25 protein-coding genes are annotated in these 24,821 nt (G+C 53.6%); 16 read left to right on the top strand and 9 right to left on the bottom strand.

Annotated features, from left to right (window positions below):
• The first annotated feature begins 185 nt into the window (after window positions 1-185).
• The 4 genes from FN082_RS28185 (at window position 186) to FN082_RS28200 (ending at window position 5,410) form a co-directional block, all read left to right on the top strand.
• Window positions 186-845, top strand: a complete 660-nt coding sequence (locus FN082_RS28185) for a fimbrial biogenesis chaperone (RefSeq protein WP_142982767.1) — start codon at window positions 186-188, stop codon at window positions 843-845.
• 27 nt (window positions 846-872) lie between these two features.
• Window positions 873-3,416, top strand: coding sequence for a fimbria/pilus outer membrane usher protein (locus FN082_RS28190; protein ID WP_142982768.1), 2,544 nt, complete (start codon window positions 873-875; stop codon window positions 3,414-3,416).
• Window positions 3,417-3,434: 18 nt separating this feature from the next.
• Window positions 3,435-4,529, top strand: coding sequence for a fimbrial protein (locus FN082_RS28195; protein ID WP_142982769.1), 1,095 nt, complete (start codon window positions 3,435-3,437; stop codon window positions 4,527-4,529).
• A 107-nt stretch (window positions 4,530-4,636) separates the two neighbouring features.
• Entirely contained in the window at window positions 4,637-5,410 is a 774-nt protein-coding gene (locus FN082_RS28200; RefSeq protein WP_139539446.1) for a transporter substrate-binding domain-containing protein, read from the top strand.
• Between the two features lie 39 nt (window positions 5,411-5,449).
• On the opposite strand, the gene FN082_RS28205 is transcribed toward FN082_RS28200, so the two are convergent.
• On the bottom strand, window positions 5,450-6,370 hold the full coding sequence (locus FN082_RS28205) for a LysR substrate-binding domain-containing protein (protein WP_139539445.1): 921 nt from the start codon (window positions 6,368-6,370) through the stop codon (window positions 5,450-5,452).
• Between the two features lie 144 nt (window positions 6,371-6,514).
• Here FN082_RS28205 and FN082_RS28210 point away from each other — a divergent pair, with 144 nt between their 5' ends.
• Window positions 6,515-7,291, top strand: coding sequence for an SDR family NAD(P)-dependent oxidoreductase (locus tag FN082_RS28210; protein ID WP_142982776.1), 777 nt, complete (start codon window positions 6,515-6,517; stop codon window positions 7,289-7,291).
• Between the two features lie 65 nt (window positions 7,292-7,356).
• Window positions 7,357-8,550 carry an MFS transporter gene (locus FN082_RS28215; protein ID WP_142982770.1) on the top strand — a complete coding sequence of 398 codons (1,194 nt, stop codon included), beginning with the start codon at window positions 7,357-7,359 and terminating at the stop codon, window positions 8,548-8,550.
• On the opposite strand, the gene FN082_RS28220 is transcribed toward FN082_RS28215, so the two are convergent.
• On the bottom strand, window positions 8,547-9,449 hold the full coding sequence (locus FN082_RS28220) for a LysR family transcriptional regulator (RefSeq protein WP_142982771.1): 903 nt from the start codon (window positions 9,447-9,449) through the stop codon (window positions 8,547-8,549). The two genes, FN082_RS28215 and FN082_RS28220, sit on opposite strands and share 4 nt — an antisense overlap.
• Window positions 9,450-9,583: 134 nt before the next feature.
• Here FN082_RS28220 and speB (FN082_RS28225) point away from each other — a divergent pair, with 134 nt between their 5' ends.
• From speB (FN082_RS28225) to FN082_RS28250, 6 genes are all read left to right on the top strand, one after another.
• Window positions 9,584-10,555 (top strand): agmatinase, encoded by a 972-nt coding sequence (speB, locus tag FN082_RS28225; RefSeq protein ID WP_142463444.1) that lies wholly within the window; start codon window positions 9,584-9,586, stop codon window positions 10,553-10,555.
• Between the two features lie 15 nt (window positions 10,556-10,570).
• Window positions 10,571-11,386 (top strand): ABC transporter substrate-binding protein, encoded by an 816-nt coding sequence (locus FN082_RS28230; RefSeq protein WP_142982777.1) that lies wholly within the window; start codon window positions 10,571-10,573, stop codon window positions 11,384-11,386.
• A gap of 226 nt (window positions 11,387-11,612) precedes the next feature.
• Entirely contained in the window at window positions 11,613-11,894 is a 282-nt protein-coding gene (locus tag FN082_RS28235; protein ID WP_009652557.1) for a PTS sugar transporter subunit IIB, read from the top strand.
• A 3-nt stretch (window positions 11,895-11,897) separates the two neighbouring features.
• The gene (locus FN082_RS28240; protein ID WP_110277064.1) at window positions 11,898-13,265 is read left to right on the top strand and encodes a PTS galactitol transporter subunit IIC; all 1,368 of its coding nucleotides are present in this window, start codon (window positions 11,898-11,900) and stop codon (window positions 13,263-13,265) included.
• Window positions 13,262-13,717, top strand: a complete 456-nt coding sequence (locus tag FN082_RS28245) for a PTS sugar transporter subunit IIA (protein ID WP_142982772.1) — start codon at window positions 13,262-13,264, stop codon at window positions 13,715-13,717. The genes FN082_RS28240 and FN082_RS28245 overlap by 4 nt, the downstream gene beginning before the upstream one ends.
• Before the next feature lie 50 nt (window positions 13,718-13,767).
• On the top strand, window positions 13,768-14,094 hold the full coding sequence (locus FN082_RS28250; protein WP_110277066.1) for a MerR family transcriptional regulator: 327 nt from the start codon (window positions 13,768-13,770) through the stop codon (window positions 14,092-14,094).
• Between the two features lie 86 nt (window positions 14,095-14,180).
• On the opposite strand, the gene FN082_RS28255 is transcribed toward FN082_RS28250, so the two are convergent.
• From FN082_RS28255 to speB (FN082_RS28285), 7 genes are read right to left on the bottom strand one after another with little or no spacing between them, the layout of a single operon-like run.
• On the bottom strand, window positions 14,181-15,113 hold the full coding sequence (locus FN082_RS28255) for a 2-hydroxyacid dehydrogenase (protein WP_142465678.1): 933 nt from the start codon (window positions 15,111-15,113) through the stop codon (window positions 14,181-14,183).
• Window positions 15,114-15,118: 5 nt separating this feature from the next.
• Window positions 15,119-15,847, bottom strand: a complete 729-nt coding sequence (locus FN082_RS28260; RefSeq protein WP_139539438.1) for a class II aldolase/adducin family protein — start codon at window positions 15,845-15,847, stop codon at window positions 15,119-15,121.
• Window positions 15,848-17,368 carry an amino acid ABC transporter permease/ATP-binding protein gene (locus FN082_RS28265; protein ID WP_142982773.1) on the bottom strand — a complete coding sequence of 507 codons (1,521 nt, stop codon included), beginning with the start codon at window positions 17,366-17,368 and terminating at the stop codon, window positions 15,848-15,850. It abuts the gene before it with no gap.
• 24 nt (window positions 17,369-17,392) lie between these two features.
• On the bottom strand, window positions 17,393-18,196 hold the full coding sequence (locus FN082_RS28270) for an ABC transporter substrate-binding protein (protein WP_139539437.1): 804 nt from the start codon (window positions 18,194-18,196) through the stop codon (window positions 17,393-17,395).
• A gap of 9 nt (window positions 18,197-18,205) precedes the next feature.
• Entirely contained in the window at window positions 18,206-19,282 is a 1,077-nt protein-coding gene (locus FN082_RS28275) for an isopenicillin N synthase family dioxygenase (RefSeq protein WP_142463449.1), read from the bottom strand.
• 2 nt (window positions 19,283-19,284) lie between these two features.
• Window positions 19,285-20,142 carry a sugar phosphate isomerase/epimerase family protein gene (locus FN082_RS28280; RefSeq protein ID WP_142463450.1) on the bottom strand — a complete coding sequence of 286 codons (858 nt, stop codon included), beginning with the start codon at window positions 20,140-20,142 and terminating at the stop codon, window positions 19,285-19,287.
• 10 nt (window positions 20,143-20,152) lie between these two features.
• Complete coding sequence (speB, locus tag FN082_RS28285) at window positions 20,153-21,103, bottom strand: agmatinase (RefSeq protein ID WP_112216463.1); 951 nt, start codon at window positions 21,101-21,103, stop codon at window positions 20,153-20,155.
• 115 nt (window positions 21,104-21,218) lie between these two features.
• Here speB (FN082_RS28285) and FN082_RS28290 point away from each other — a divergent pair, with 115 nt between their 5' ends.
• The 4 genes from FN082_RS28290 to FN082_RS28305 all read left to right on the top strand — a co-directional run.
• Window positions 21,219-22,130: a LysR family transcriptional regulator gene (locus FN082_RS28290; RefSeq protein WP_139539634.1), complete on the top strand. Its 912-nt coding sequence runs from the start codon at window positions 21,219-21,221 to the stop codon at window positions 22,128-22,130.
• A gap of 298 nt (window positions 22,131-22,428) precedes the next feature.
• Window positions 22,429-22,833: a hypothetical protein gene (locus FN082_RS28295; RefSeq protein ID WP_139539433.1), complete on the top strand. Its 405-nt coding sequence runs from the start codon at window positions 22,429-22,431 to the stop codon at window positions 22,831-22,833.
• Window positions 22,830-24,488: a coiled-coil domain-containing protein gene (locus tag FN082_RS28300; RefSeq protein ID WP_142982774.1), complete on the top strand. Its 1,659-nt coding sequence runs from the start codon at window positions 22,830-22,832 to the stop codon at window positions 24,486-24,488. The genes FN082_RS28295 and FN082_RS28300 overlap by 4 nt, the downstream gene beginning before the upstream one ends.
• A gap of 211 nt (window positions 24,489-24,699) precedes the next feature.
• A partial coding sequence (locus tag FN082_RS28305; protein WP_142981504.1) for a transposase occupies window positions 24,700-24,821 on the top strand: 122 nt, incomplete at its 3' end.

Consider the following 24,821-nt stretch of genomic DNA (forward strand, 5'->3'; position numbering starts at 1 on the left):
ACTGTGGATGTCTGCCTTCCCGGTGGCGCTGCGCTGACCGGGCTACGGGTTCAGTAGCCCGGACAGATGCGCAGCATCGCCTCCGGGAAACAGGGCGCAACACAGTTCTGCTTGATTTAATAGCGGTTTGTTACCTGTCTCAGGTATTCATCCCTGCTCTTTATTATTTCCTGATGGTAGTGATTATGAAACGAACGATCGCCGCGATAACCTTATTACTGTTATCCACTGCGGCACAGGCCGGTATTGTCATGGGTGGGACCCGTGTTGTTTATCTGGAAGGGAAACGCGAAGCTGCGCTGTCGGTGACCAATGCGGATACCCATGCTCCTTATCTGGTGCAGTCGTGGGTAGAGAATTATGAGGAAAATAATAAAAGTCGGGTGCCTTTTATCGTTACGCCGCCATTATTCCGTCTTGATCCTGAACAGCAAAACGTATTGCGTATTAATTACATCGGCGGAACGCTGCCGACGGATCGTGAATCTATATTTTGGCTGAATGTGAAAAGCATTGCGCCAACGCAAAAAGATGAAACAAATAAACTTCAGGTTAATATTAAATCGAAATTTAAGATTTTTTATCGTCCGAATGGTCTACCGGGCGACGCCACCGACGCATGGCGTAAGCTCACATTTAAACTCGAAGGCTCCAGGCTGATTGCGCAAAACCCAACGCCTTATTTTGTCTCCTTTTTTACTATTACAGTAGGCGGTAAAACAATTACCGAACCCGGCATGATCGGGCCTTTAACCCATAAAGAGTGGTCGGTTAATAGCTCCGGAGTGGTTAAGTGGCGCGCTATTAATGATTTCGGTGGTATTACGGATTACGCGCAACAGTAATTTTTTGCTTCGCCTGGGCAGAACATTGTGAAAAATAACACTCCTAGTATTACATCCGGTTATTCGGCGATCGTTGCGCCAAACGGTGGAATATTTTTATTGGCAACGGTGCCGACAGTGCTTTTTCTTCTGTGCCAAAGCACGATGGTATGGGCTGATGAGTACTTTGATCCAGCGGCATTGGAGTTTGCCAATCCGCAGCAAAAGACCGCTGATTTACACTATTTCGCCAAATCAGGCGGCCAACAACCGGGGACGTATCCGGTCAGCATTTGGGTGAATAACCAGGAGATAGCCCAAAGTGAAGTGACTTTTGTTGACAGCAACGGCGCGCTGCAGCCGCAATTAACCCCGGCGCAGCTGGCGGAATATGGCGTTAACGTCAGCGCTTTCCCGGCCTTTAATACGCTGCACGAGGGGGACGCGTTTACCCACATTGAGCGCTATATTCCTGACGCCAGTAGCCGTTTTGATTTCGCCACCCAGCGCCTTAATTTGAGTATTCCTCAGGCGGCAATGAACGTTCAGAGCCGCGGATACGTTGATCCGGCGCGCTGGGATGACGGTATCCCAGCGGCGTTTGTTAACTATAACCTGACCGGGTCACAGACCCGACAGTCGGAAGACAACAGCCGTTCCAGCTACCTGAATTTACGCAGCGGGGTTAACCTCGGCGCCTGGCGTCTACGTAACGTTTCGTCGATGGAATATGACCGGACCCGACGCTGGAATTCGCAGAGCACCTGGCTACAGCGTGATGTGAAATCACTGAAAAGCCTGCTGCGAATGGGCGATACCTTTACCTCCGGTGAAGTCTTCGACAGCGTGCAGTTTCGCGGCGTACAGCTGATGTCCGATGATGAAATGCTGCCGGATAGCCAGCGCGGCTTTGCGCCAACGATCCGTGGAATGGCGCACAGCAACGCCAAAGTCACTATCTCCCAGCATGGTTACGTTATCTATGAAACCTTTGTTTCGCCGGGGGCGTTTGCGATTAACGATCTTTACCCAACGGCGCAAAGCGGCGACCTCGAAGTGCAGGTCAAAGAGAGCGATGGCTCGGTTCGCACCTTTACGCAGCCCTTTTCGGCGGTGCCTTTTATGCTGCGCGAAGGGCGAGTTAAATTCAGCCTGAGCGCCGGACGCTACCATTCCGGGCAAAGCGAAACCCGAGCGCCGACGTTTTTGCAGGGGACGCTGTTTTATGGGTTACCCGCGGAGTTCACACTCTACGGCGGCAGCCAGCTGGCGCAGGATTATCAGTCATGGGCGCTCGGCGTCGGGCGCGGTTTTGGCGAACTGGGTTCGCTTGGGGGGGACGCGACCTGGGCCAGCACGACGACGCCTTCTGGAAAGCGCTCGGCGGGGCACTCCCTTCGCGTGCAGTATCAGAAGGATTTCGCCGGAACCGGTACTTCATTTAGCCTTGCCAGCTACCGCTACTCCTCCAGCGGTTACTATGACTTCAGCGAGGCGAATGCGCTCGAAAGCCGCAACGGGCTGCTGGATAACAAGCGTAGCCGCGAAGAGGTGTCCATTTCTCAGGCGTTCGGCGGCATGAGCAGCCTGGCGATTTCCGCTTATTCACAAGAGTACTGGCACCGCCAAAGCCGCGATGAAACGCTCCATCTCGGTTTTTACAGCGCCTGGCGGGGCGTCTCGTGGGGCGTCGGCTATTACTACACTCAGTCCTCGGATCGCGATAAAGCCGATCGCTCGTGGTCCTTTAACCTGAGTATTCCGCTTGGCGGCCCGTTCTCCGGGAGCGCGGTGAGCTACAGCGCCACTTCCGACAATAACGGACGCACCTCGCAGCAGGCGTCGCTGTACGGTTCAGTTCCGCACAATCCTAATCTCTATTATTCCCTTCAGCAGGGCTACGTTAACGGTGGACAGGGTAGCAACAGTAGCGCATCGCTGGATTACCACGGCGGCTACGGCAGTGCACAGCTCGGCTATCGCCACGATAGCGCAAGCAATCAGCTGACATGGGGAGCGTCGGGGTCAATCGTTGCTCATCCTCACGGCGTGACGCTTGGACAGACCGTCGGCGAGAGTTTTGCCATCGTGCGTGCGCCGGGGGCTGCCGATGTGGCGATTCAGAACGGCAGCAACGTGCATACCGACTGGCGGGGCTACGCGGTGGTGCCATCGCTGACGGCGTATCGCAAAAATACCATTACCCTCGATACCGAATCACTGGCCGATGATGCCGATGTGGACCTCGAAGGACAGACGGTGATCCCCGGCGGCGGGGCGGTGGTGCAGGCTAATTATCAGACGCATATCGGCAGCCGCGTGCTGTTTACGCTCAGCGATAGCCACGGATCGCTGCCGTTTGGCGCCAGCGTCAGCCTTCGTAAGAGTGAGGACGATGACGGAACGACATCGAGCGGTATGGTGGCGGACCAGGGGCAGGTCTATCTGAGCGGCGTGCCGCAAGAGGGAACTCTGGATGTGGCGTGGAACGCCGACAATATTTCGCGGAAATGCACCCTGCATTTCCATCTCACCGATAACGAACCGCAGGGCCAGAATCCGGTAAAAGCCGTATCTGGCATCTGCCAGTAGTTTTGCTCAGAGGTTATTTTGCGCATAGTCACGTTTTTATTGCTGCTGGTGGTGGGGGTCTATAGCCACAGTGGGTGGGCGGAAACCTGCAAGGGGGATATCGGACAGATGACTATCAACGTCCAGAATATCAAATACCTGCCCACGCTACCGCTGAATACGCAGATGACCAGCATGATGGCGGATAACGGCGGCGGGATTCACTTCTCCTGCGATCTTCAGGTGCCGAAAGCCGTGGCTAAGCACCTGGTTTATCGGCAGCTAAAAACGGCCTCATCACCGCTGTCGATTAACGGTCAGCATGTGTTTCCCTCTGCTCTGGACGGAATGGGCTACTCGTTGGGCTTCCAGTGCAACGGCGGCGCGATCCGCTTTATTGATGGCAGTCACGCTGCGGGAGCTGCAGAATCAGTGACGGTTTGCGACAGCAATGAAATATCTAACCTGCTGGCGCAACAGCAGATTGTGGTGAAAGTGTTTGTCACGTTTTACAAGACCGGGGAAGTGGCGCTGGTCAGCGGTAACCACGCTAACGTACCGGCACAGCCGCAGATAGGCGAACTGACCATTCAGCAGCAGGCCGACAGTAGCGCCGGGTTTGTCGCCAGCTCGCCGGTCACGCTTGATATGGCCGCGCTGAACGTCGATATCGGCAGCAGCGGCAGCTGCCAGGTCTCGACCTCAAATATTCACGTTAGCCTTGGCACGGTCAATAAAGCAGAGTTCAAAGGTAAAAATACCACTGGCGGTAGCGCAAAGCGCTTCTCGATCCCGGTGTTTTGCACAACGCCCACCGATATCCGCATTGGCTTTTTTGGCGTGACAACGCAAAGCGGGGCAACGGATACCCTGGCGCTAAGCAAAGGAAGCGCCTCCGCCAGCGGGGTGGGCGTTAAGTTGACCTATGGCAATAATAGCGCCCCGGCGCCCGCGGAAGGGACGAGCATAAAAATCAATGAGGCCAGCAACTTACCGATATTAAAACGAGTCAACGGCAATAGCGCCGGCAGTGCTGAAAATATCAACTTCAGCGCCCAGTATGTGCAGACCGATGACGCGGTAACCGCCGGAACGGCAAACAGCATGGTGACTTTCGCACTGGAATATAACTAACGATGCGATTGGCGATAGAAATGGTTTTATTAGACTCATGAATAAAACACGGGCCAGGTGAAATGTGCTATAGGTGAGGGCTACCCTACGTATAAAAGGATAACTCCATGAAGTTAAAGGCCAGCCTGGTGTTCATTTTAGCGGCGATAACATGTTCCGCTCAGGCGCGCGATATGAACAGCATTCAACAAAGCGGCGAGCTGAAAGTTGGTGTGCCGGGAGACTACGCGCCGCTGGCGTTTCACAATAAAGCAGGGGAGCTACTGGGCTACGACGTAGATATGGCAAAGGATCTCGGCAAGCGGCTGGGTCTAAAGGTGAGCTTCGTGCAGACCAGTTGGCCGACGTTGTCCGCTGACCTGAAGGCCGATAAGTTTGATATCGCTATGGGTGGGGTGACACAAACCCCGGCGCGGGCAAAAGAGTTTGCCCTAAGCCAGCCGGTGGTGCCGAATGGCAAAATTGCGCTGGCTAACTGCGCGGCGGCCCCTGCGCTCGGCAGCCTGGAGAAAATTGACCAGCCGAATGTGAAGGTGATTGTGAATCCGGGCGGCACCAACCAAAGCTTTGTTGATGAACATATCAAGCATGCGCAGATTATTCGGGTGAAAAACAATATCGATAACCTCGAAGCGCTGCGGCAGAAAACGGCGGATATGATGGTGACTGACCTGATTGAAGGGGTCTATTACCAAAGCAATGAGCCGGGCGTTTTTTGCGTGGCCAACGAGACGCCGTTCGCCGGAACCGCCAGTTTCAAAGTCTATATGATGAATAAAGATAACCCGCAGCTGCTGGAGAAAGTTAACCAGTGGCTGGAGAGCCAGGACAAAAACGTGCTCAAACAGAAGTGGCGGATTCATGACCAGCTAAAACCCTGAGGCACTAAAGGTTTTCTATGTGGTGCCCGAGGCAGAAAATCAGCGGCTCTGATTTTCTGCCCGTACGTCGGCGAGCAGCCATTCATAAAATACCTTCACTTCCGGGCGCATCACCGCGTGCTGCGGCGTGACGATATAATAAGACCACGTTAGCGGCCAGCGGTTATCAGGATGTAGTTGAACCAGCTGGCCGGTGGCGAGCAGTTGCTTAACCAGCGCATGGCGCACAATAGCAACGCCGCGCCCGCTAAGGGCGGCGAGAATGACTGCCGAGGTTGAATTAATATGTAGACCGCTATCGCGAGGGGCCGGGGCCTGAGCTGCCGTCAGCACATCCTCCCACGAAGGGAAGCTGGCGCCGGGATGCGGCGTATCATCATGAATCAGCTTTTGCTCCGCCAGCCAGTCGCCGCAGGCGATTTTCCCCGGCGGAACAATTAGCGGGCTGCACACCAGCACCGCCTCTTCATCCATCAGCCAGGTTTTATCAACGCCGGACCAGTCTCCGCGCCCGCAGCGAACCCCCAGATCTGCTTCGCCGTGGGAGACATCCATCAGCTTTTCCGTGACGTTGAGGCGCAGGTCGATATTTTCATAAGCCTCAGAGAAGCGGTTCAAGCGCTCCATCAGCCAGTTCATCATCAGAACCTGTGAGGCGGTGATCACCACCACGGAGCGCGCCCGGCGGCCGCGGAGCTTATTCAGCCCGCTCTCGAGCTTATCCAGCCCCAGGGTAATATCCTGCAGCGCTTCCTGCGCCTCGCTCACCAGGGTAAGGCGTTCTTTACCCGCGCGCGTACGGTGCAGCAGCGGATGGCCGACCCAATCCTCCAGCGCCCTGACTAACTGTCCGACGGCGGCGGGCGTCACGCCCAGCTCGCGCGCCGCACCGGTAAAGCTGCCGTGACGGGCAGCGGCTTCAAAAGCGTGCAGCCATTTCAGTCGGTTAAGCGAGCGCATAGCGGTATCCCTCAGTCATTTTTCGCCTCAGTATACCCCATCAAGATAGATTTTCTTTGTTGTGCCGCTATTTCTTCTCATTCGTCAGCCTGGCTTAAGACAGGCATGCTTAGGCCACACAAATCAAGCGTGAAGAGGTTAATGATGAACACCGTATTTACTGGGAAAAAACTGTTAGTGGTCGGTGGGACCAGCGGCATGGGGCTGGCGACGGCCAAACGGGTGATTGAGAACGGCGGCAGCGTGGTGCTGGTGGGCAATCGTCAGGAGAAAGCGGAGCAGGCGCGTCAGGCGCTGGCGGCCTACGGCAAGGTGGATATTATCGTTGCCGATCTGATGACCGAAGCGGGTATGCAGCAGGTCATGACGGCTATCAATGCCGAGCATCGGGATATCAGCCTGCTGGTTAACGCCGCTGGCGTCTTCTTCCCGAAACCGTTTATTGAACATGAAGTGACGGATTATGATTTGTATATGAATCTCAATCGGGCGACCTTTTTTATCACTCGCGAGGTGGTGCGTAATATGCTGGCCGCCGGTATCAAAGGCGCGATTGTGAATATTGGCTCAATGTGGGCGCAGCAGGCTATCGGCGCGACGCCGTCATCGGCCTACTCAATGGCGAAGGCCGGGCTGCATGCGCTAACCAAAAATCTGGCGATTGAGCTGGGTAGCAGCGGTATTCGCGTAAACGCGGTATCCCCGGCGGTGGTACATACGCCGATTTATGAAGGCTTTATCGCGAAAGAGGAGGTGACGGCGGTGATGAACAGCTTTGACAGCTTCCATCCGATTGGCCGCGTTGGCACGCCTGAGGATATCGCGCAAACCGTGGCGTTCCTGCTCAGCGATAGTACCGGTTGGGTGACCGGTGCGGTATGGGATATTGATGGTGGCGTGATGGCTGGTCGGAATGCCTGATTACGTTCATTATGTCATCAAGACTGTTGGCATAAATAAAAACGAATTCAGGGTAACGAAAATCAATGAGTGCTGAGACAACGCTGCCCGTCAGGCAGCAAAACCAGAATATTGTTCGTCTGGCCACGGCGCAGGCGCTGGCGGGGGCAAACTCGGTGGTATTTTACGCCACCGGGGCAATTGTGGGTAACGGCATTGCGCCGAATCCCACGCTGGCGACGCTACCCATCACCATTTTTGTGCTGGGCATGGCGGCCTGTATTTTGCCGTTTGGTGCGCTGGCCAGAAGGCGCGGGCGCAAAACCGTCTTTATGACCGGCACCGGGGCCGGTGTTTTGACCGGGCTACTGGCGGCGCTGGCGGTGGTTATCAGCTCATTCTGGCTATTCTGTATCGCGGCCTTTTTCGGCGGAGCCTACGCCGCAGTGGCGGTGTCGTTCCGCTTTGCTGCGACAGATGGCGTCAGCGGCGAGCGCCGCGCGCGCGCGCTCTCCCTGGTGATGGGGGGCGGGGTAGCCGCCGGGGTCATCGGGCCGATGTTGGTCACCGGCACCATGAATCTGTGGCCGCCGCACACCTTTGCGATGACCTTTATCGCGCAGGGGCTGGTGGCTGCAGTATCGGCGCTGGTATTGCTGGGGGTAAAAACCGCCGAGCCGGTGGCGCAGGCAAAATCCGGTGGCCGTCTGCTGGGCGAAATTGTGCGCCAGCCGGGCTTTGGCCGCACGGTGTTCAGCGGCGCAATCTCCTATATGGTGATGAACTTTCTGATGACCGCCGCGCCGCTTTCCATGCATATGCACGGCATCTCGCAGCAGGCGTCGAATCTGGGGATCCAGTGGCACGTTATCGCCATGTATGGCCCCGGTTTTTTCACCGGTAAATTAATCAATCGATTCGGAGCCCGGCGTATTAACGCGGCTGGGTTAATTCTGCTGGTGCTTTCGGTGATGGTCGGCCTGGCGGGTATCGACGTGATGCACTATTGGCTGTCGCTTATCCTGCTGGGCTTAGGCTGGAACTTCGGCTTTACCGGCGCGTCGGCGCAGATTATGGATTTCCATCGTCCGGAAGAGAAAACCCAGGTGCAGTCGCTGAATGATTTTATTGTTTTCGGCGTCATGATGATTGGCTCATTTTCCTCGGGTGCGTTAATGAACCTCTTTGGCTGGAATGCCGTACTGTGGGGCTCGCTGGTGCCGATTGTGGTCGCACTGGCGGCGCTATTGGTTGGTGGAAGGTCTGCGCAAAGGGCCTAACTTTTGCGTGATTTAACACCAGTTCGCACGGCGTCTCGCATTGAGCGAATTAAGGTTTCTTTGCTGCGACCCCGGCGGAAAATCAGCGAGAAGGGGGCCTGATAGCCATATTCCGTCGGCAGCAGGGCGCGCAGCTTTTGCGATTGTACCCAAGGCAAAGCGTAGTGTTCCGGCAGATAGCCGACGTATTTGCCGGACAAAATCAGCATCAGCTGTGCTTCCATACTTTCTGCGCTCGCTACGCTTTGCTTAAAGCCTTTGCGCCCTAAATCGCTGCTGCTCCAGTAGCTGCGGGTGACCATTCGCATCTCGGAAATAAGCGCTTCCGTCGGGTGCTTAACGGTAAATAGAGCGTGTTTGTCACCGCAATAGAGCCAGTTTTGTTCGCGATAAAGTGGGTGAGACACCACGCTATTGGCTTGTAAAGAGAAGGTGCCCACGGCGAGATCCAGTTCATTATTCAGTACGCCCTGCAAAAGCGCGTTCGGGCTTCTGACCTGTAAATTAATATGCACCAGCGGGAAGCGCTCGCTAAACGTGGCGATGATTTCGCTCATCGGCAGCATCGGGTCGGTAATCGTCGAGTCAATTACGCCAAGATTAAAAATCCCGGTCTGCTCGCCGCGCAGCGTCGCCGTATTGCGCTCAAAATCCTCCATCGAATTCAGCAGGTCGATGCTTTGCTGGAGCACGGTTTCCCCTTTTTCGGTCAGAGAAAAACCGCCTCTACCGCGACGACATAGGGTGATGCCGAGCTTCTCTTCCAGTTCACTCATATAGTTGCTGATAGCCGAAACCGTCAGGTTAAGTTCCTGCTGCGCATTGGCAAAGCCCTGATATTTCGCCACGGTAATAAAAACGTGTAACAGCCGCAGATTCGGAAATTTTCCAACTGACATAAAGGGGATGCTCCGCTGTAAGCCCCGGGGTTTGTTTATATTTTTCTAAACTAATTTTTTGCTTTTGACTATTTTTTCTCTATCTCTCGTTCAGCAGTATGTCTTCATCGCCCGATAAGCCCTGGAGACACGCAATGACTACCGCAACAGAAAATAACTACCCGCAGCCGCAGGATGGCGAAATTCCACGTTTTAGTGGATTACCGACCTTTTTCCGTCTCCCTTTTGCGCCACAGGCCGCCGACCTGGATATCGGCGTGGTAGGGGTGCCGTGGGATGGTGGAACCACCAACCGCGCGGGGACTCGCCACGGGCCACGCGAGCTACGCAATGCTTCAAGCCTGGTGCGTCGAGTCCACCAGACCACCCGCCGTTCTCCCTATGATTACGCCCGCGTTGGCGATCTGGGGGATGTGCGTATCAATCCGGTAGATATGCAGGATAGCCTGGCGCGCATTGAAGCATGGTATCGCGCCCTTGATGAGCAGCAGGTGATGCCTCTAACCGCGGGTGGCGACCATCTCACTACGCTGCCGATTTTGCGGGCGCTCGGGCGTGATAAACCGCTGGGAATGATCCATTTCGATGCCCACTCGGATACTAACGACAGCTATTTCGGCGGCGAGCGCTTTACTCACGGCACCCCGTTTCGTCGTGCGGTAGAAGAGGGCGTTCTCGATCCACGGCGTACGGTGCAAATTGGTATTCGCGGCGCGCTGTTTTCCGCCGATGAGCACCGCTGGGCGGAGGAGAACGGTATCACCATCATCCGTATGGAGCAGGTGGACGAGCTGGGTATCGACAAGGTGATGCAGAGGGCGCGTGAGATTGTTGGTGAGCAGCCTACCTATATCAGCTTCGATATCGATGTGCTGGATCCGGTCTATGCGCCCGGTACCGGAACGCCGGAAATTGGCGGTATGACTACGTTGCAGGCTCAGCGCTGCGTTCGTCAGCTTGCTGGATTGAATCTGATTGGTGCCGACGTGGTGGAAGTCTCGCCGCCCTTTGACCAGGGCAATCTCACCAGCCTGACCGGCGCGACCATGATGTTTGAACTCCTGTGCCAGCTTGCCGATGCCCATCATCGGCGTATTTCTCAATAACAGCGGAGAATTATGATGAAAAGAAATCTCTCATTGCGCTATCTCGCCACCGCGTTGGTTCTGGCATCAGGCCTTGTTACGGCGGCCAATGCGGCGGACGCCACCCTGACGCCGGGAAAGCTGAAGATAGCGATGGAAGTGGCCTATCCGCCTTTTGAATCCTGGCAGGATGACAAAATCGTCGGTTTTGATGCTGAACTGGCGGCGTTATTAAGCCAAAAAGCGGGCCTGACGCTACAGCTGGTGGATACAAAATTTAGCAGCTTGATCCTCGGCCTGAGCGGGGGACGCCAGGATGCGGTGATCTCCGCGCTCTATATCACTGCGGAGCGTACCCAGCAGGCGGATGCGATCCCTTATGCTAAAACGGGGGCCTATATCATGGTGCGCAGCGATAGCAAAGTTGCGCCGCAAACGGAAAACGAGCTTTGTGGTTTAACCATTGGGCTACAGCAGGGTACATCGTGGGTGAAAAAGCTGCATGAGCTTTCGGCGAGCTATTGCCAGGCGCAGGGTAAAGGGGCGATTGAGATTAAAGAGTTCCCGACCGCGCCGGAGACGCTACAGGCACTGCTCTCCGGCAATATTCAGGCTCAGGTAGATATTGCGGGTGTGGTAAGCCTGTTCACCCAGCGCAGCAAAGGCCGTCTGAAGGTCAGTTCTCCGCAGACGATATATCCGCAAACGCTGGGTATTTACATCAAGAAGGGCAACCAGGCGCTGGCGCAACAGTTGGCCTCTGCACTGAAAACCCTGCGTGAAAATGGTGAGTACAGCGCCTTGCTGAAAAAGTATGCGGCATACGGCATCACCGATGACACGGTGCAGTAGTGTGTAAAAAATCTAAAATATACAGATGAAGAGACACTGTAATGGGATGCATATCACATTTTTAGCGTGATTACACAGTCAGGTATGATTTAAAAACATTATTTATCAATATCTTATTTCTAATCCTACAATTCATTGTGATCAGTGTGTAAAATTACACACTGATCACAATTCATATTTTTCCTGCATGCTTTAATTCCTCTCACCAAAACAGAGAGGATTGCTCATGAAACACATGATGATTTGCTGCGGCGCCGGTGTAGCGACCAGCACCGTTGCTTTAAATAAACTGCAGGATTTCCTGAAGAAAGAGAATATTCTCGATAAAGTCCGTATTTCCCAGGGAACCGTGGCTGAAGCCAAAACCCGCGACGATGTAGATTTTATTGTTTCTACTTCGCCGGTTGCGCTTTCTATTCCCGTTGTTAACGCTCTACCGCTATTAACCGGTATGGGTACTGATAAAGTTTTCAGCAGCGTCAAAGAATTAATTCTCGCCGAGGGTTAAGCCATGTTTATTGTTGATTACATTGTAGGTTTAGGGGCATCGGTCATGATGCCGCTAATATTTATGCTCCTCGGTTTGATATTACGCCTGTCGCTGAGCAAAGCATTAAAAGCCGGTTTAATGGTCGGTATTGGTTTTATCGGCTTAAGCATTACCGTTAATCTGATGATCGATTCCCTGACCCCGGTGAGCCATGCGCTGGTGGAGCGTTTTGGTCTGAATCTCAACGTACTGGACGTGGGCTGGCCTGCCGCTGCAGCGGTAGCGATGGGGACCCGGGTCGGCGCGCTGGTGATTCCGGTGTGCGTCGCGATTAACGTTCTGATGCTGTACACCAAAACCACGCGGGTACTGAACGTCGATATCTGGAACCTGTGGCATCATGCCTTTACCGGTTCCCTGGTGACGATTATTACCGACAGCCTGTGGCTGGGGATATTTGCTGCCGGGATCAACTGTATTATTACGATGGTGATCGCTGACCGTACCAGTGGTGATGTCGAGAAATACCTGAACCTACCGTCTATTTCGGTACCGCACGGTTTTTCCGCGTCGTTTGTACCGGCCGCGTGGTTGGTGAATGCCATTGTTGACCGCATCCCGGTTATTCGCGATATCAAAATTGATACCGAAGTTATCCAGAAACGGTTATCTATTCTCGGCGATCCGGCCTCTCTGGGGGCAATTATCGGCGCGCTGTTGGGTATAATCGCGGGTATCGAAGTGAAAGCTATTCTGCAAACCGCAATTACCATGGCGGCGGTGATGACCATTATTCCGCGGATGGCGAAAATGCTGATGGAAGGGGTTTATCCGATTAGCGAACGTATTCAGGAGATAGCTCAGTCGCGTGCCGGCTCATTCGGCAAAATCGCTATCGGCCTGGATTCAGCCGTGAGCGTTGGGCACCCGGTGACGTTGTCCGTGTCGATGCTGATGATCCCGGTGATGCTGGTACTGGCGGCGATTATTCCCGGCAACCAATTCCTGCCGTTCGCTTCCTTGACCGGCCTACCGTTCGCCTTCGTGCTGGTGACGGCGGTTTGTCGCGGTGATATGTTCCGTACGCTGCTGACCGGACTGTTAACCTTAAGTCTGGCGCTGTTAATTGGTACCAGCCTGGCGCCAATTGTCACCAGTACCGCAGTCAGTACCGGCTTCTCGCTGCCGCAGGGGACCACCAGTATTAGCAGCGTGGATTACGCCGGGGCGATGCTGCCGTGGGCGATTATCCAGAGTTTCCATCTGAAAGAGATTGGCGTAGGTATCCTGACGCTGTGCACCATCGTGCTGGTGCTGTGGAACCGCCGTAAGCTGGCGCAGGAGAATGAGCAAGCCGCAGCAGAAGTGAGCGTGGAGGCCGGAAAATGATGTTTAGCGCACAGCGGATGGTGAAGTTTACCGGGAACGTGAGTCGGACGATTTTGTTAACCCGACTGGCCGATAGCCTGCAGGCCGACGGGCTGGTTAAGCCAGGTTTTGCCGATGGAGTTCTTGAACGGGAAAAAGTTTATCCAACCGGGATATTTATGGAGACCCATAGCGTCGCCATTCCGCATACCGAGTTTGAGCATGTTAACCAGACCGGTTTTGCTATCGGCATTAACCTGGCGGGGGTTGAATTTCAGCGTACCGACGAGCCTGAAGAAAGCGTTGTGCCGCAGATAGTCGTGATGATGGCGATTGATAAAACTTGCGAAAAAGTGGCAATTATTCAATCCTTGTTCGCATTATTGGCCGATCGCGATCGAGTTAACGATATCGTGAAAATGACGCCGGAGGAGATTGCAAAAGTGTTCACCGATGCCGTCGTCACGCAGTAAGATAAAATGATGAGCTCAATACGGTGAAGCCGCAACCGACGAGGGACAAGATGTTACGAATCAGCGACGTCATAGAGTTAGCGATGGTCAGTCGTAAAACTATCTATAACGCAATCAACAGTGGCCGGCTGAAATATCAGTTGGTGAATGTGGATAATCGTCAGGTTCGTATGTTCCTCGAAGAGGATGTCTTCGAAGCTTTTCCGAAAACCAACCGTGCGGTGACTCAGGAGCAAGAAGTGCAGGCGCTACGTGAAGAGGTCGCTTCGCTTAAGTTTGCTCTGGCGGAGCTGCAAAAAGCGGTGAACGCCATGGATCCGGAAGGCAAGTACGAAATGACCAGCGTAAAAGAGCCAGCTAAAACGCCCGACCGCTAACCTGCGGCGGGCGCGACTTTTCACGATACCCTTCACCGCGCTGCCACTAACGCGCAGCGGACATAAGTCTATTGACGTTTTCGGGCTTAATAACCGTTCTGTTTGTTAACAAGATTTTTCAGCGGCAGCGCCTGGTGCAGCCGTTGGATGTTGTCCAGTAGCTGGCGAGCAATCACGTCCGTTTGCGCGATAGAGGCCATATGCGGCGTGATAACCACCTGCGGATGCTGCCACAGCGGGTCGTCCTGCGGCAGGGGTTCTACAGGGAACACGTCCAGCACCGCACCGGACAACTTGCCGTTCTCCAGTGCTTCAAGCACGTCCTGATTCACCATATGCTCGCCGCGTCCGCAGTTAATCAGCGCTGCACCGTCAGGTAACTGCTCCAGTAAAGGGCGGGCGAGGATGCCCCGCGTCTGCTCCGTTAACGGCAGGATGTTGATCAGCGCATCCAGTTGGCCGAGAAATTCGCCAGCCTGAGCATCTCCGTGATAACAACGCACGCCAGCAAGGGATTTTTCGCTCCGCGCCCAACCGGAAACCTTATATCCCAATCCGGCAAGCTGCGCGGCGATATAGCCGCCAATTTCCCCGAGACCCATGACGCCAACGTGATAATCGGCCGCCGCTCGCTGCGGATACATCTTCCAGATGCGTTCGCGCTGATGGGCCAGCGCCCGGTCAAAACCGCGCTGAAACCAAAGTACGCCCCACAAGGCGTATTCAAACATGCCGTGGCGAAAATCTTCGTCAACCACCCGGCAGAGCGGAACGTCGCTGGCAAAAACGCTGGCGGGTAAATGGTCGACGCCAGCAGACGCGGCCTGGATCAGTTTCAGCTCAGGCGAGCGGATCAGCAGCTGCGGGTCAGGAAACCAGCAGCTGGCATATTGCGCCTCGCGGGCGGCGGGGTCCTCTGGCAGAACCACTTTTACTTCCGGAAACAGCGCGAACGCGGCGCAAATTTCCTGGGTGTACTGAGGATCATTACAATCCACGACGATGGTTAACTGAGTCATAGGCATTAGCTTTTATAAGAAGTATCAAGACGATCGAGGCGGCGTAGCCACGCCTGCCACACCAGCTGGCGTTCATGTTCAACCCCCATCAGCTGCTCACAGGCGTGCTGGCTTAAATGCTCAGGGATCGTATGAATGGGGCTGAGTGGCGCCAGCTGCGCGGTGGCCATCTGGATCTCGCAGGCGCGGTTGAGGTAATACATGATGTAAAACGCATCGGCGACGGTCCGACCGACCGACAACAGGCCGTGACTTTGCAGGATCATGGCGATGTTATTGCCGAGCGACTGCTGGATCCGTACACGTTCATCGAGATCGAACGCTACGCCTTCATAAGGGTGGTAGCCGACGCGCCGATAAAACTCGGTGCTGATCTGGTTAAGTTGCAGCAGCCCATCTTCACAGGCGGCGACCGCCATTCCCGGCAGGGTGTGGGTGTGGATCACGCAGTGGGCATCTTCGCGCGCCATATGAACCGCACTGTGAATGGTAAAGCCTGCCGAGTTTGCCGGGGCGCTGCCCTCGACAACTTTGCCCTGCATATCGACCACGATTAAGTTGCTGGCGGTCACTTCATCGAACATCATCCCGAAGGGGTTAATCAAAAAACGCGGCTCGCCGTCGCCGGGCAGGCGGACGGAGAAGTGGGTATACAGCGTGTCTTCCCAGCCGAATAGCGCCGCCAGACGATAGGCGGCGGCCAGCTGCTGGCGTAGCTCCAGTTCAGTTGCCATTTATTGCACTCCCATAAATTCACGAATGCGGGTCAGGGACGGATCGGCGACATCGTTGCGAATGCGCTGCGGCGGCATATCGCTCTGCACCACGCCGTTTTCCATCATCACTACCCGGTCAGAAATCGATAAGGCAAAGTCCATCTCGTGGGTCACGATAATCATCGTCATCCCTTCACGGGCCAGGGACTGAATGACTTTCAGCACTTCGCCAACCAGTTCAGGATCCAGCGCTGATGTGGGTTCATCAAACAGCATGATATCCGGTTTAAGCGCCAGGGCGCGGGCGATGGCCACGCGCTGCTGCTGGCCGCCGGAGAGCTGGTACGGGTATTTTTCGGCGTGAGCCAGCAGACCGACGCGGTCCAGCAGCCACAGCGCCTGTTCCCGGGCGACGGGGCGGTCGAGCAGCTTGTGATAGAGCGGGGCAAGCATCACGTTATCGAGCACCGTACGATGGGGAAACAGGTTGAAGCCCTGGAACACCATGCCGATGCGGCGCACGCCCGCGCGCATTTGCTGTTTATCAACAATGGATGCGCCTTTCAGATAATCCTCGCCGTAAAGAATGATTTCTCCGGCATCGATGCTTTCAAGGGCATTAATGGTGCGAATGAGAGTGGTTTTACCGGATCCGGATGGGCCGATGATGCTGATCACCTCGCCGTTTTCGACCTTCAGATCGATGCCTTTTAGCACGTGGTGCTGGCCCCAGGATTTTTCGATGGCGCGTAAATCCAGTGCCGGCGGGTTGCCGCTGGTGGGCTGCGATTTTTGCGCCTGCACCGGGTGTGTCAGATTCTGGCGCAGGGTTTCGCATTCGTTTTCATTGAGCGTTTGCGGGCGCTTGCGCTGAATATCCAGCAGGTTTTCCAGCGCCCGGAACAGCCAGGTAAAGACCGTGACCACCATGACGTAATAGACGGCGACCGCCAGCAGCGTCTCCATGACGAGGAAGTTCTGCGCGTACAGGCGCTGGCCAGTCAACAGCAGTTCCGGCAGTGAAATAACCGACAGAATCGAGCTAAGTTTAATGATGGTGATATATTCGTTTATTAGCGTAGGCAGCGAAATGCGAAATGCTTGCGGGATAATAATTAAGCGCTGAATACCAATAAAGCTAAAGCTTAATGCGTGCCCGGCTTCGCTTTGCCCTTTGGCGACGGAAAGCAGGCCGCCGCGATGGATCTCCGCCATATAAGCCGCTTCGGTTACCGTCATCGACACCAGTCCGGCAATAAACGGAATGCCGAGCAGCGGTTGGGTAGCCGGAAATAGCTGCGGTAAGTTATAAACAAAGACCAGTAATACCATCAGCGGTACGCTGCGGAAAAACCAAATATAGAGTTCGACGGGAACCTTTAGCCAGCGCGGGCCGGAGAGCTTGGCGCAGGCTAAAAGAAAACCTAATATCAGGCCAATAAACCAGGACAATGAACTGACGACAACAACGGTGACACATGCTTGCCAGAATGCCCCAACGCTAAATAATGAGAAAAAGTATCCCCAATCGAACTCCATACCGACTCCCGTTTCTTTATTGTATTAATTGATGCTTTCTAAGTTGTATTTCTTGATGATGGCGTCATATTTGCCGTTGGCTTTAAGGGTGGCTAACGTTGATTTAATGGCCTCGGCCAGTTCGGTGTTGCCTTTGGCGACGTAAATCCCCAGCGGTAACGGATAAACCAGACGGCTGGAGCTGATTGCCAGGCGACCGCGGCTTTTCTCAACGATAATTTGCGCCGCCGGGGCGATTTCTAACTGGGCATTGATGTTTTTCGACATCAGTGCCTGTGAGGCTTCTGGCGCCGTCGGGAATTCCTGAATGCTAATCGCCGGTTTGCCGTTTTTCAGACAATACTCGTCGGAGTGGGTTTTCAGACTGGAAACCCAGGCGGTACCCGCCTGCAGACCAACCTTCACGCCGCATAATTCATCTTCTGTTTTTGGCTGAATAGGGCTGTTTTTCAGCGCAATAATTGACGCGCCGGATAATGCGTAAGGGATGGCATCCGCCTGTTTCTGCCGCTCAGGGGTCACGTACATGCCGGAAATCACCGCATCGTATTTTTTACCAATGCCTAAAATCAGGCTGGTGAACTTCGTGTCGATAAGCTGCGGTTTGGCTTTCAGCTGTTCGGCGATCAGCGCCGCAAATTCCGGGTCGATCCCCACGATATTGTTATTACTGTCGTAAGACTCAAAAGGTGGATAGGTCACCTCCATCCCGACTTTAAATACGCCATCGGTCAGCAGCTCTGCGGCCTGAGTTAGCGGTGAAAAACAAGCGGTGACGGCGATGGATAAAGCCACACGGCGCGAGAGTTTTTTTAGCGTTTTTTTCATCATTTATCCTCACGGGTTGTTAACGGTTTTTTGCTGTGCTTGTTTTTTCAGATGACCAAAGGTGTTGGTACCGCGGGCGCGTTCAGGGAGCTGGAGCTCGCCTCGGGTGACTTTTTCGCGCAGGTAGCGATAGGTCTGCAACGCCTGGCTCCACATATGCTCACCAATGCTCAGTTCCTGGTACTCGCTGGCTTCACCTGCCTCAAGGAAACCCGGCAGCGGGCGGATCAGCGTGTGATAATCGCAGGCGAAAAACAGCGGGAACGAGTAGCGTTCCTGCGGTACCTTGCGTACGCGGTGTGCTGTTGCAACAAATGTGCCAGCGCTCAGGACTTCCAGCATGTCGCCGATATTAATCACGAAAGCCTCTTCCCCGGTCGCGTTCTTCAGCGGTGGAGCGTCGATCCAGTCGCTATCTTCATTCAGCACTTCAAGGCCCGGCTGGTCGGCGAGCAGCAGGGTGAAGCACTCGTAGTCGGTATGTGCACCAATACCGGGAACATCTTCGGCGCTGGCGTCAAAGGGGTAGTGGATCAGGCGCAGCTTCGAGGGCGGGCAGGTGACCATCGACTGGAAATAGCCTTCCGGCAGGCCAAGGGCGAGGGCAAAGGCGTCAAACAGGCGATGTCCGAGGGCGAAAACCGCTTCATAGTAGGCCAGTACTCGGGATTTAAACTCCGGGATATCCGGCCATTCGTTGGCGCCAATCAACGGCGTTTTGGCGATAACGAAAGGGTGATCGTCAGCGGCCTGAAAGCCGATATCGAATGCTTCTTTATGATCGGGCTTGCCGGATCCGTAGATCTCTTCCCCCTCGGGGACGTAGCCTTTATGACTTTTCGACTGACCGATGTAGTACGCCATTTTGCGTTCCATCGGCAGGGCGAAAATCTGTTTTGCCGCGTCACGGATCCCGGCGATCAGTTCGGGCGCAATGCCGTGGCCGGTAATGTAGAAAAAACCGACCTCGCGGGCGGCCTGGCCGATGATGTCGGCCACCGCCTGGCGCTTAGCGAGATCGTCGCAGGTCAGGTCGCTGATATCGATAGTCGGTAATTCAGTGAAAGAACTTTTTGCGGCGGTCATTTCTACCGTTCCTTATTGAGTGAGGAAGTGAATTCAACAAAATGCTGCTGTTCATGCTGCGCCATCCACGCGTTCAGCGACCACAAGTCAGCTACCGGAACGTTGGTAAACGGCAGATGGTGCAGGTAGCCATCAGGGCCAAATTCCGGTGTGAGCGTGGTGTGCTGGTAGCCGCGCTGGCGCTGCGACTGCCAGATTTGCTGCCAGAAACGCTGTTGGAACTGCAGGGCCGCCTGATATTCCGGCGCTGCCGGATGCGGTACCTGCGGGCCCTGGTCATATCCGGCGCGAGCCTGAATATGGTGTACCCGGTCGATAAACGTGCTGAAGTCATCGCAGGGGTCATCCAGCAGGCGTTCGCTCACCACAATCCAGTGGCTGATATCGGCGGTAAAGCGCAGCTGCGGCAGCTGCTGAATGATCTCCAGCGTTAGCCACGGGCTATACAGCGACGTGGCCCGATGGGTTTCGAAACTGCAGGTCAGCTCATAATCGGCAGCCAGCTCATGAGCTTTACCGAGAAAATCGACCTGCTGCGCCAGCGGCCAGCGATCGTTACCGGCCAGCAGGTTGACGAAGCGCGGATTGAGCGCTTTTGCAGCTGTAAAGCGTTCTTTTAACCGTTCCAGATGCTGGGCTGGCGTTTCGGCCTGGGCCGGAATGACGCCGCCGCCGCTAAATACGATGGCGATATACTGCAGCGCTGACTCTTCGAGGCGCCGGGCCAGCGTCTGCTGATCTTCTACTGTGAGCGGCACCCGCGCTTCAATGCCGCAGCAGCCGACGCTTTTGAGTTCGCTAACCGTTTGCTGCCACGGGGAGGTGACGCCCCATAGCGTGCGAAAGACGTTGAGCTGCATGGTTTATCCTCTATTCGTATTTCACGCCGGGGAGAACGCAGAGCATCTCGTACAGCAGGTTGGCAGCCAGCTGCGAGGTGTTACCGCTGACGTCATAAGGTGGGGAGACCTCGACCAGGTCACAGCCAATCAGGTTCAGGCCACGGCAACCGCGGACAATCTCCAGCGCCTGAATTGACGTCAGGCCGCCCACTTCCGGGGTCCCGGTTCCAGGGGCCCAGATCGGGTCGAGGCTATCGATATCAAAGCTGAGATAAACCGGGCCATCGCCCATTTGCTGACGAACTTCGGCCATCAACGGAGCCAGAGACTTGTGCCAGCATTGCTCCGCCTGAACCAGACGAAAGCCCTGATCGACGCCCCACTGGAAGTCACCGGCGGCGTAGCCCTGAGCGCGCTGGCCAATCTGTACTACGCGCTTGAGGTCCAGCAGTCCCTCTTCGACGGCGCGACGAAAGGTGGTGCCATGGGCGATTTTCTCGCCGAACATTTCATCGTTGGTATCGGTATGGGCATCGACATGAATCAGCCCCACCGGACCATGCTTTTTGGTCAGGGCGCGCAGAATTGGCAGCGTAATGGTGTGGTCTCCCCCCAGGGTCAGGGGAATCAGCGGGAAACTATTTAAACCGGTGTAGTAATCTTCGATGATCTGCACTGATTTAAGCAGGCTATAGGTGTTAATCGGTACATCGCCGATATCTGCCACCGATAGCGACTCAAAAGGTGCCGCGCCGGTAGCCATGTTGTACGGACGAATCATGACCGACTCGGTACGAATATAGCGCGGCCCGTAGCGCGTCCCGGAGCGTTGGGAAGTGCCTATATCCAATGGGATGCCGACAAATGCTGCATCAAGTCCCTGTAAATCTTCGATAAATGGCAGACGCATCATTGTTGCGCGGCCGCCGAAACGCGGCATCTCGTTGCCACCCTGCGGTTGATGAAAGACGTTATCCATTTCAGCTCCTGAATCTGACAAACAAAACTCAACAGGAGGGATAGTGCGAAAGATGTGCTGGACTTTAAATCGTCTACCGCAAATACTTAGTTCATTTATTCGTGAACTAAATACAATGCCTAACGACACCACGCTTAATATTCGTCAGCTACAGGTTTTTGAGGCGGTGGCCCGTCTTGAGAGCTATAACCACGCCCAGCAGGAGTTGGGGATTTCCGTCTCTGCAATCAGCAATTCGATGTCGCAGCTTGAAGGCCAGCTTGGCTTTAGCTTGTGCCAGCGTGGGCGTGGCGGCTTTGCTCTGACTGAGAAAGGGCAGCATTTTTTACAGCAAGCGATCCGCGTATTGAGCGAACTGAACGAGCTTGAGCGCCAGTCGGCCCTGCTGAAGGGTGAACATAGTGGGACGATTTGCATCTCAACGCTCGACTCCATCGAAACTGAAACCGCGCTGTCGCTACCGGTGGTGCTGCGCAGCTTTAGTGATAAGTTCCCTAATGTGCATATCAAGCTGATTATCCGTACCCCCGCAGAACAGCTTAACGGGGTACTGAATAACCATATCGATCTCGCTATCGGCAGCTACAACTCGCGGGTACATAACATCATCAGCGAACCGCTTTACCGGGAGCAGCACTGGCTCTACTGCAGCGATCTGCATCCGATGTTCTTCAGCCGGCAATTGGACAAAGACCAGATTAGCCAGTGTCCACTGGTGACGCGTAGCTACTGGAACACCAGCGACCTGCGGCGGCGCGGGTTTAGCAAGGGGAGCGCCACGGTTGAGACCGTTGATGCGCAGCTGCTGCTGATTTTGTCCGGAAAATATATCGGCTATCTTCCTGAGCACTACGCCTGGCCATGGATTAAAGAGAACCGTCTGCGAGTACTGTTGCCCAATGAATTTGGCTTTCAATCCCCTTTCTCGGCGATATGCAAACGTGGGCGCAGCAACGAACTCTGGCTGAAAGAGTTCCGTAATCTCCTGAAGAAGAATACGGTGGCCAGACCGAAGTGGAGTGAGTGAGATTTTGGTTTTGCTTAGGAAAGAGCTTATGCCTGATTTTATTTACAATAAAGGCCGATTTGTACCAGGTGTAAGAATGAAGATTAACCCTATCAAATAGGTACTTAAGAAAAACATTAGATAAAAATGTCGCCTTTTGCCAGGATAATTCCCATTAATAATCTGGTTAAAAAATGACCTTTTTGTGTGTTTTTTCCGAATTAATGTTAAATCCAACTGATAACGTTGTTTGTTAAAATTTTTTCTGCTGGAATCGATAGATATAATTTTTGAACTATTTTTTCTAATGGATGGGAAAATGATAAGAAATAGCTTATTGGCATTAGTTTGCGTTTCTGTTGGTTTTTTACAGGGGTGTACTAATATAAAAAGAACAGATAGTGCATTAATCAAAAAGGAAGTGAGTCAAAACGAACAGCCCGCTCAGGTCCCTGCTTTACAGCAGTGTATCCAGGATGCTGATGCTTTGGTTAAGCTTGATAAGAAGTTTCAGAAGGACTCAAGCGAGCTGTATGGTTTAATCAACGACGCTAAGTTCTATGCTTCCGTTTCGGGCCAAACGTCGGCAAGCGTAAAGTCAACGATTACTCCACTTTTTGAATATAAGATCAATGATAAGTGTAATAGTATTTCTCAGAAATTAATTAAAGAATTTGAAACTCGGGCAAGAAAAGCCGATCTCAGTGATGGGTTAGCCAGATGATGTGCCGTAAGGGGAAACTGAATATATACGATCTTAGAGGCCTTGCGATTGTATTTGCTCTCTCTACCCTTTTTGTTACGCTCCCTGCTCGTTCTGAGGGGGGAGATTTCCTTGATAGTATATCGAAACTCGAAATAAATAATCCGGTATCCTCAGAGGCAGGATCCGGAGAGTCGACGTCGGTTAATCAAGAAAAAGATAGCAACAGTAAAAAAGCACCTCAGAAGCAAGACGCCGTCAGGAAGAAAGTAAGCCAGAATAATAAAACTGAAAGTACCATTAATACTCTTCGCAAACAGAATGCTGAACTGAGCGCTGCGGTCAAAGCGGCAGAGAAAAAGCTGGATGATACCACCCGCACGCTGTTGGCGCAGATTGCCGCGCTGAAGGCGCAGAGCGGACAGAAAGAGAGCGGCGATCCTGCCGATGTTAGCGCGCTGACGAAAAAGAATGCGGAGCTGACGGCGGCAGTGGAGGCCGCGCAGAAAAAACTGGATGACACCACCCGCACGCTGTCAGTGCAAATTGCCGCGCTCAAAACGCAGAAGGGGCAGAGTGAAGACGTCCAGAAAGCCACGATCGAGACCCTGACGAGAAAGAACCTTGAGTTGAGTGTCGCGGCTAAAGCCGCTGAGAAAAAACTGGATGAAACGACACGTGTGCTGTCGGCGCTGAAAACGCAGGGCAGGCCACAAGACGGCGGAGAGAAGGCCGCCGTCACCTCGCTGACGAAAAAGAATGCGGAGCTGACGACCGCCGCTGCGGCCGCGCAGAAAAAGCTGGATGAGACTACCCGCACGCTGTCGGCGCAAATCGCTGAACTGAAAACGCAGAACGCTCAGGGTGAAAGCCAGCATAAAACGACTCTTGACGCACTGACGAAAAAGAACGCGGAGCTGACCGTCGCCGCTGCGGCTGCGCAGAAAACGCTGGATGATACCACCCGGATGCTGTCGGCGCAGATTACTGCTGCAGAAATGGCACAGAAAAAATATGATGCCTCAGTGCTCGTATTAAATGATAGAAATAAAAAACTCCAGTCAACGCTCGATAGCCTGAACATAAAAAAAGATGATTTAAATCTTGTAGATAAGAGTAATAAAAATGCCTATGCACTAGGCGTGTTCTACCTTACCCAGGCGCTATCAGATGTCAATAAAATGGCTGATAATGATGTCAAGTTGACACCTTCGGCATTGGTTTCAGGGTTTAATGATGCCTACAATAAAAAGCTTAAAATTAAAGAGGGGGAAATAGAGAGTATCGTCAATACTCTTAACGCTCAGTTGTCGTCAAAGTATGTTAATATCGAAAAAAGAATTATGGCAAAAATCAAAAACAAAAAATATGAAGTTTTGCCTAATGGTGTCTATTTTGTTGTTGATAAAAAAGGGAAGGAAAAATACAAGCTGAATGAATCTTTATCTATGAATATACTGGAGAAGAAATTTGATGGTACGCCTATATTGAATACCATGAATTCAAAGATGGTGTACGATAAACAAATTGACCCTCTTATGGAAAAAGTGTTGTCGTCAGGTTTTAAAGGGGGGATGGTCACACTGTATGGTCAGGCCGGTTCGCTGTACAGCAATACACCGGCAGAGATTAACCCCGATACGCTGATCTCAATTACTTTTGAGTTATTGCCTTAGGTTATTAATAACAGATTCGTGAAGTGAAGGGGCCGTTTTACCGGGATGTTTACATCTGTGCCGGCATAACTACTCATTCACGAGGTTTGGTATGCATTTGTCTCAGAACTTAGCGGGGAGCTTATTCAGGCTTGTAAGTATCCCGGCAAAACGAACCATTCACTTTTAGAGATCTTCCGACATACTGATAATGTCCCCTGAGGAGATCGCTATGCGTAAGATCCGATTCACTGAACACCAGATCATCGCCGTTCTGAAGTCCGTCGAAGCCGGACGTACCGTCAAGGATGTGTGCCGTGAGGCCGCTATTTCGGAAGCCAGCTATTACAACTG

The sequence above is a fragment of the Klebsiella spallanzanii genome, from assembly GCF_902158555.1.
GTDB classification, from domain to species: domain Bacteria; phylum Pseudomonadota; class Gammaproteobacteria; order Enterobacterales; family Enterobacteriaceae; genus Klebsiella; species Klebsiella spallanzanii.

What these genes read in the sequence shown, in the direction of transcription:
- FN082_RS28185 (WP_142982767.1), top strand. Translation starts at nt 186, where the DNA reads ATGAAACGAACGATCGCCGCGATAACCTTATTACTGTTATCCACTGCG.
- FN082_RS28200 (WP_139539446.1), top strand. Translation starts at nt 4,637, where the DNA reads ATGAAGTTAAAGGCCAGCCTGGTGTTCATTTTAGCGGCGATAACATGT.
- FN082_RS28205 (WP_139539445.1), bottom strand. Translation starts at nt 6,370, where the DNA reads ATGCGCTCGCTTAACCGACTGAAATGGCTGCACGCTTTTGAAGCCGCT.
- FN082_RS28210 (WP_142982776.1), top strand. Translation starts at nt 6,515, where the DNA reads ATGAACACCGTATTTACTGGGAAAAAACTGTTAGTGGTCGGTGGGACC.
- FN082_RS28215 (WP_142982770.1), top strand. Translation starts at nt 7,357, where the DNA reads ATGAGTGCTGAGACAACGCTGCCCGTCAGGCAGCAAAACCAGAATATT.
- FN082_RS28220 (WP_142982771.1), bottom strand. Translation starts at nt 9,449, where the DNA reads ATGTCAGTTGGAAAATTTCCGAATCTGCGGCTGTTACACGTTTTTATT.
- speB (WP_142463444.1), top strand. Translation starts at nt 9,584, where the DNA reads ATGACTACCGCAACAGAAAATAACTACCCGCAGCCGCAGGATGGCGAA.
- FN082_RS28230 (WP_142982777.1), top strand. Translation starts at nt 10,571, where the DNA reads ATGAAAAGAAATCTCTCATTGCGCTATCTCGCCACCGCGTTGGTTCTG.
- FN082_RS28235 (WP_009652557.1), top strand. Translation starts at nt 11,613, where the DNA reads ATGAAACACATGATGATTTGCTGCGGCGCCGGTGTAGCGACCAGCACC.
- FN082_RS28240 (WP_110277064.1), top strand. Translation starts at nt 11,898, where the DNA reads ATGTTTATTGTTGATTACATTGTAGGTTTAGGGGCATCGGTCATGATG.
- FN082_RS28245 (WP_142982772.1), top strand. Translation starts at nt 13,262, where the DNA reads ATGATGTTTAGCGCACAGCGGATGGTGAAGTTTACCGGGAACGTGAGT.
- FN082_RS28250 (WP_110277066.1), top strand. Translation starts at nt 13,768, where the DNA reads ATGTTACGAATCAGCGACGTCATAGAGTTAGCGATGGTCAGTCGTAAA.
- FN082_RS28255 (WP_142465678.1), bottom strand. Translation starts at nt 15,113, where the DNA reads ATGACTCAGTTAACCATCGTCGTGGATTGTAATGATCCTCAGTACACC.
- FN082_RS28260 (WP_139539438.1), bottom strand. Translation starts at nt 15,847, where the DNA reads ATGGCAACTGAACTGGAGCTACGCCAGCAGCTGGCCGCCGCCTATCGT.
- FN082_RS28265 (WP_142982773.1), bottom strand. Translation starts at nt 17,368, where the DNA reads ATGGAGTTCGATTGGGGATACTTTTTCTCATTATTTAGCGTTGGGGCA.
- FN082_RS28270 (WP_139539437.1), bottom strand. Translation starts at nt 18,196, where the DNA reads ATGAAAAAAACGCTAAAAAAACTCTCGCGCCGTGTGGCTTTATCCATC.
- FN082_RS28275 (WP_142463449.1), bottom strand. Translation starts at nt 19,282, where the DNA reads ATGACCGCCGCAAAAAGTTCTTTCACTGAATTACCGACTATCGATATC.
- FN082_RS28280 (WP_142463450.1), bottom strand. Translation starts at nt 20,142, where the DNA reads ATGCAGCTCAACGTCTTTCGCACGCTATGGGGCGTCACCTCCCCGTGG.
- speB (WP_112216463.1), bottom strand. Translation starts at nt 21,103, where the DNA reads ATGGATAACGTCTTTCATCAACCGCAGGGTGGCAACGAGATGCCGCGT.
- FN082_RS28290 (WP_139539634.1), top strand. Translation starts at nt 21,219, where the DNA reads ATGCCTAACGACACCACGCTTAATATTCGTCAGCTACAGGTTTTTGAG.
- FN082_RS28295 (WP_139539433.1), top strand. Translation starts at nt 22,429, where the DNA reads ATGATAAGAAATAGCTTATTGGCATTAGTTTGCGTTTCTGTTGGTTTT.
- FN082_RS28300 (WP_142982774.1), top strand. Translation starts at nt 22,830, where the DNA reads ATGATGTGCCGTAAGGGGAAACTGAATATATACGATCTTAGAGGCCTT.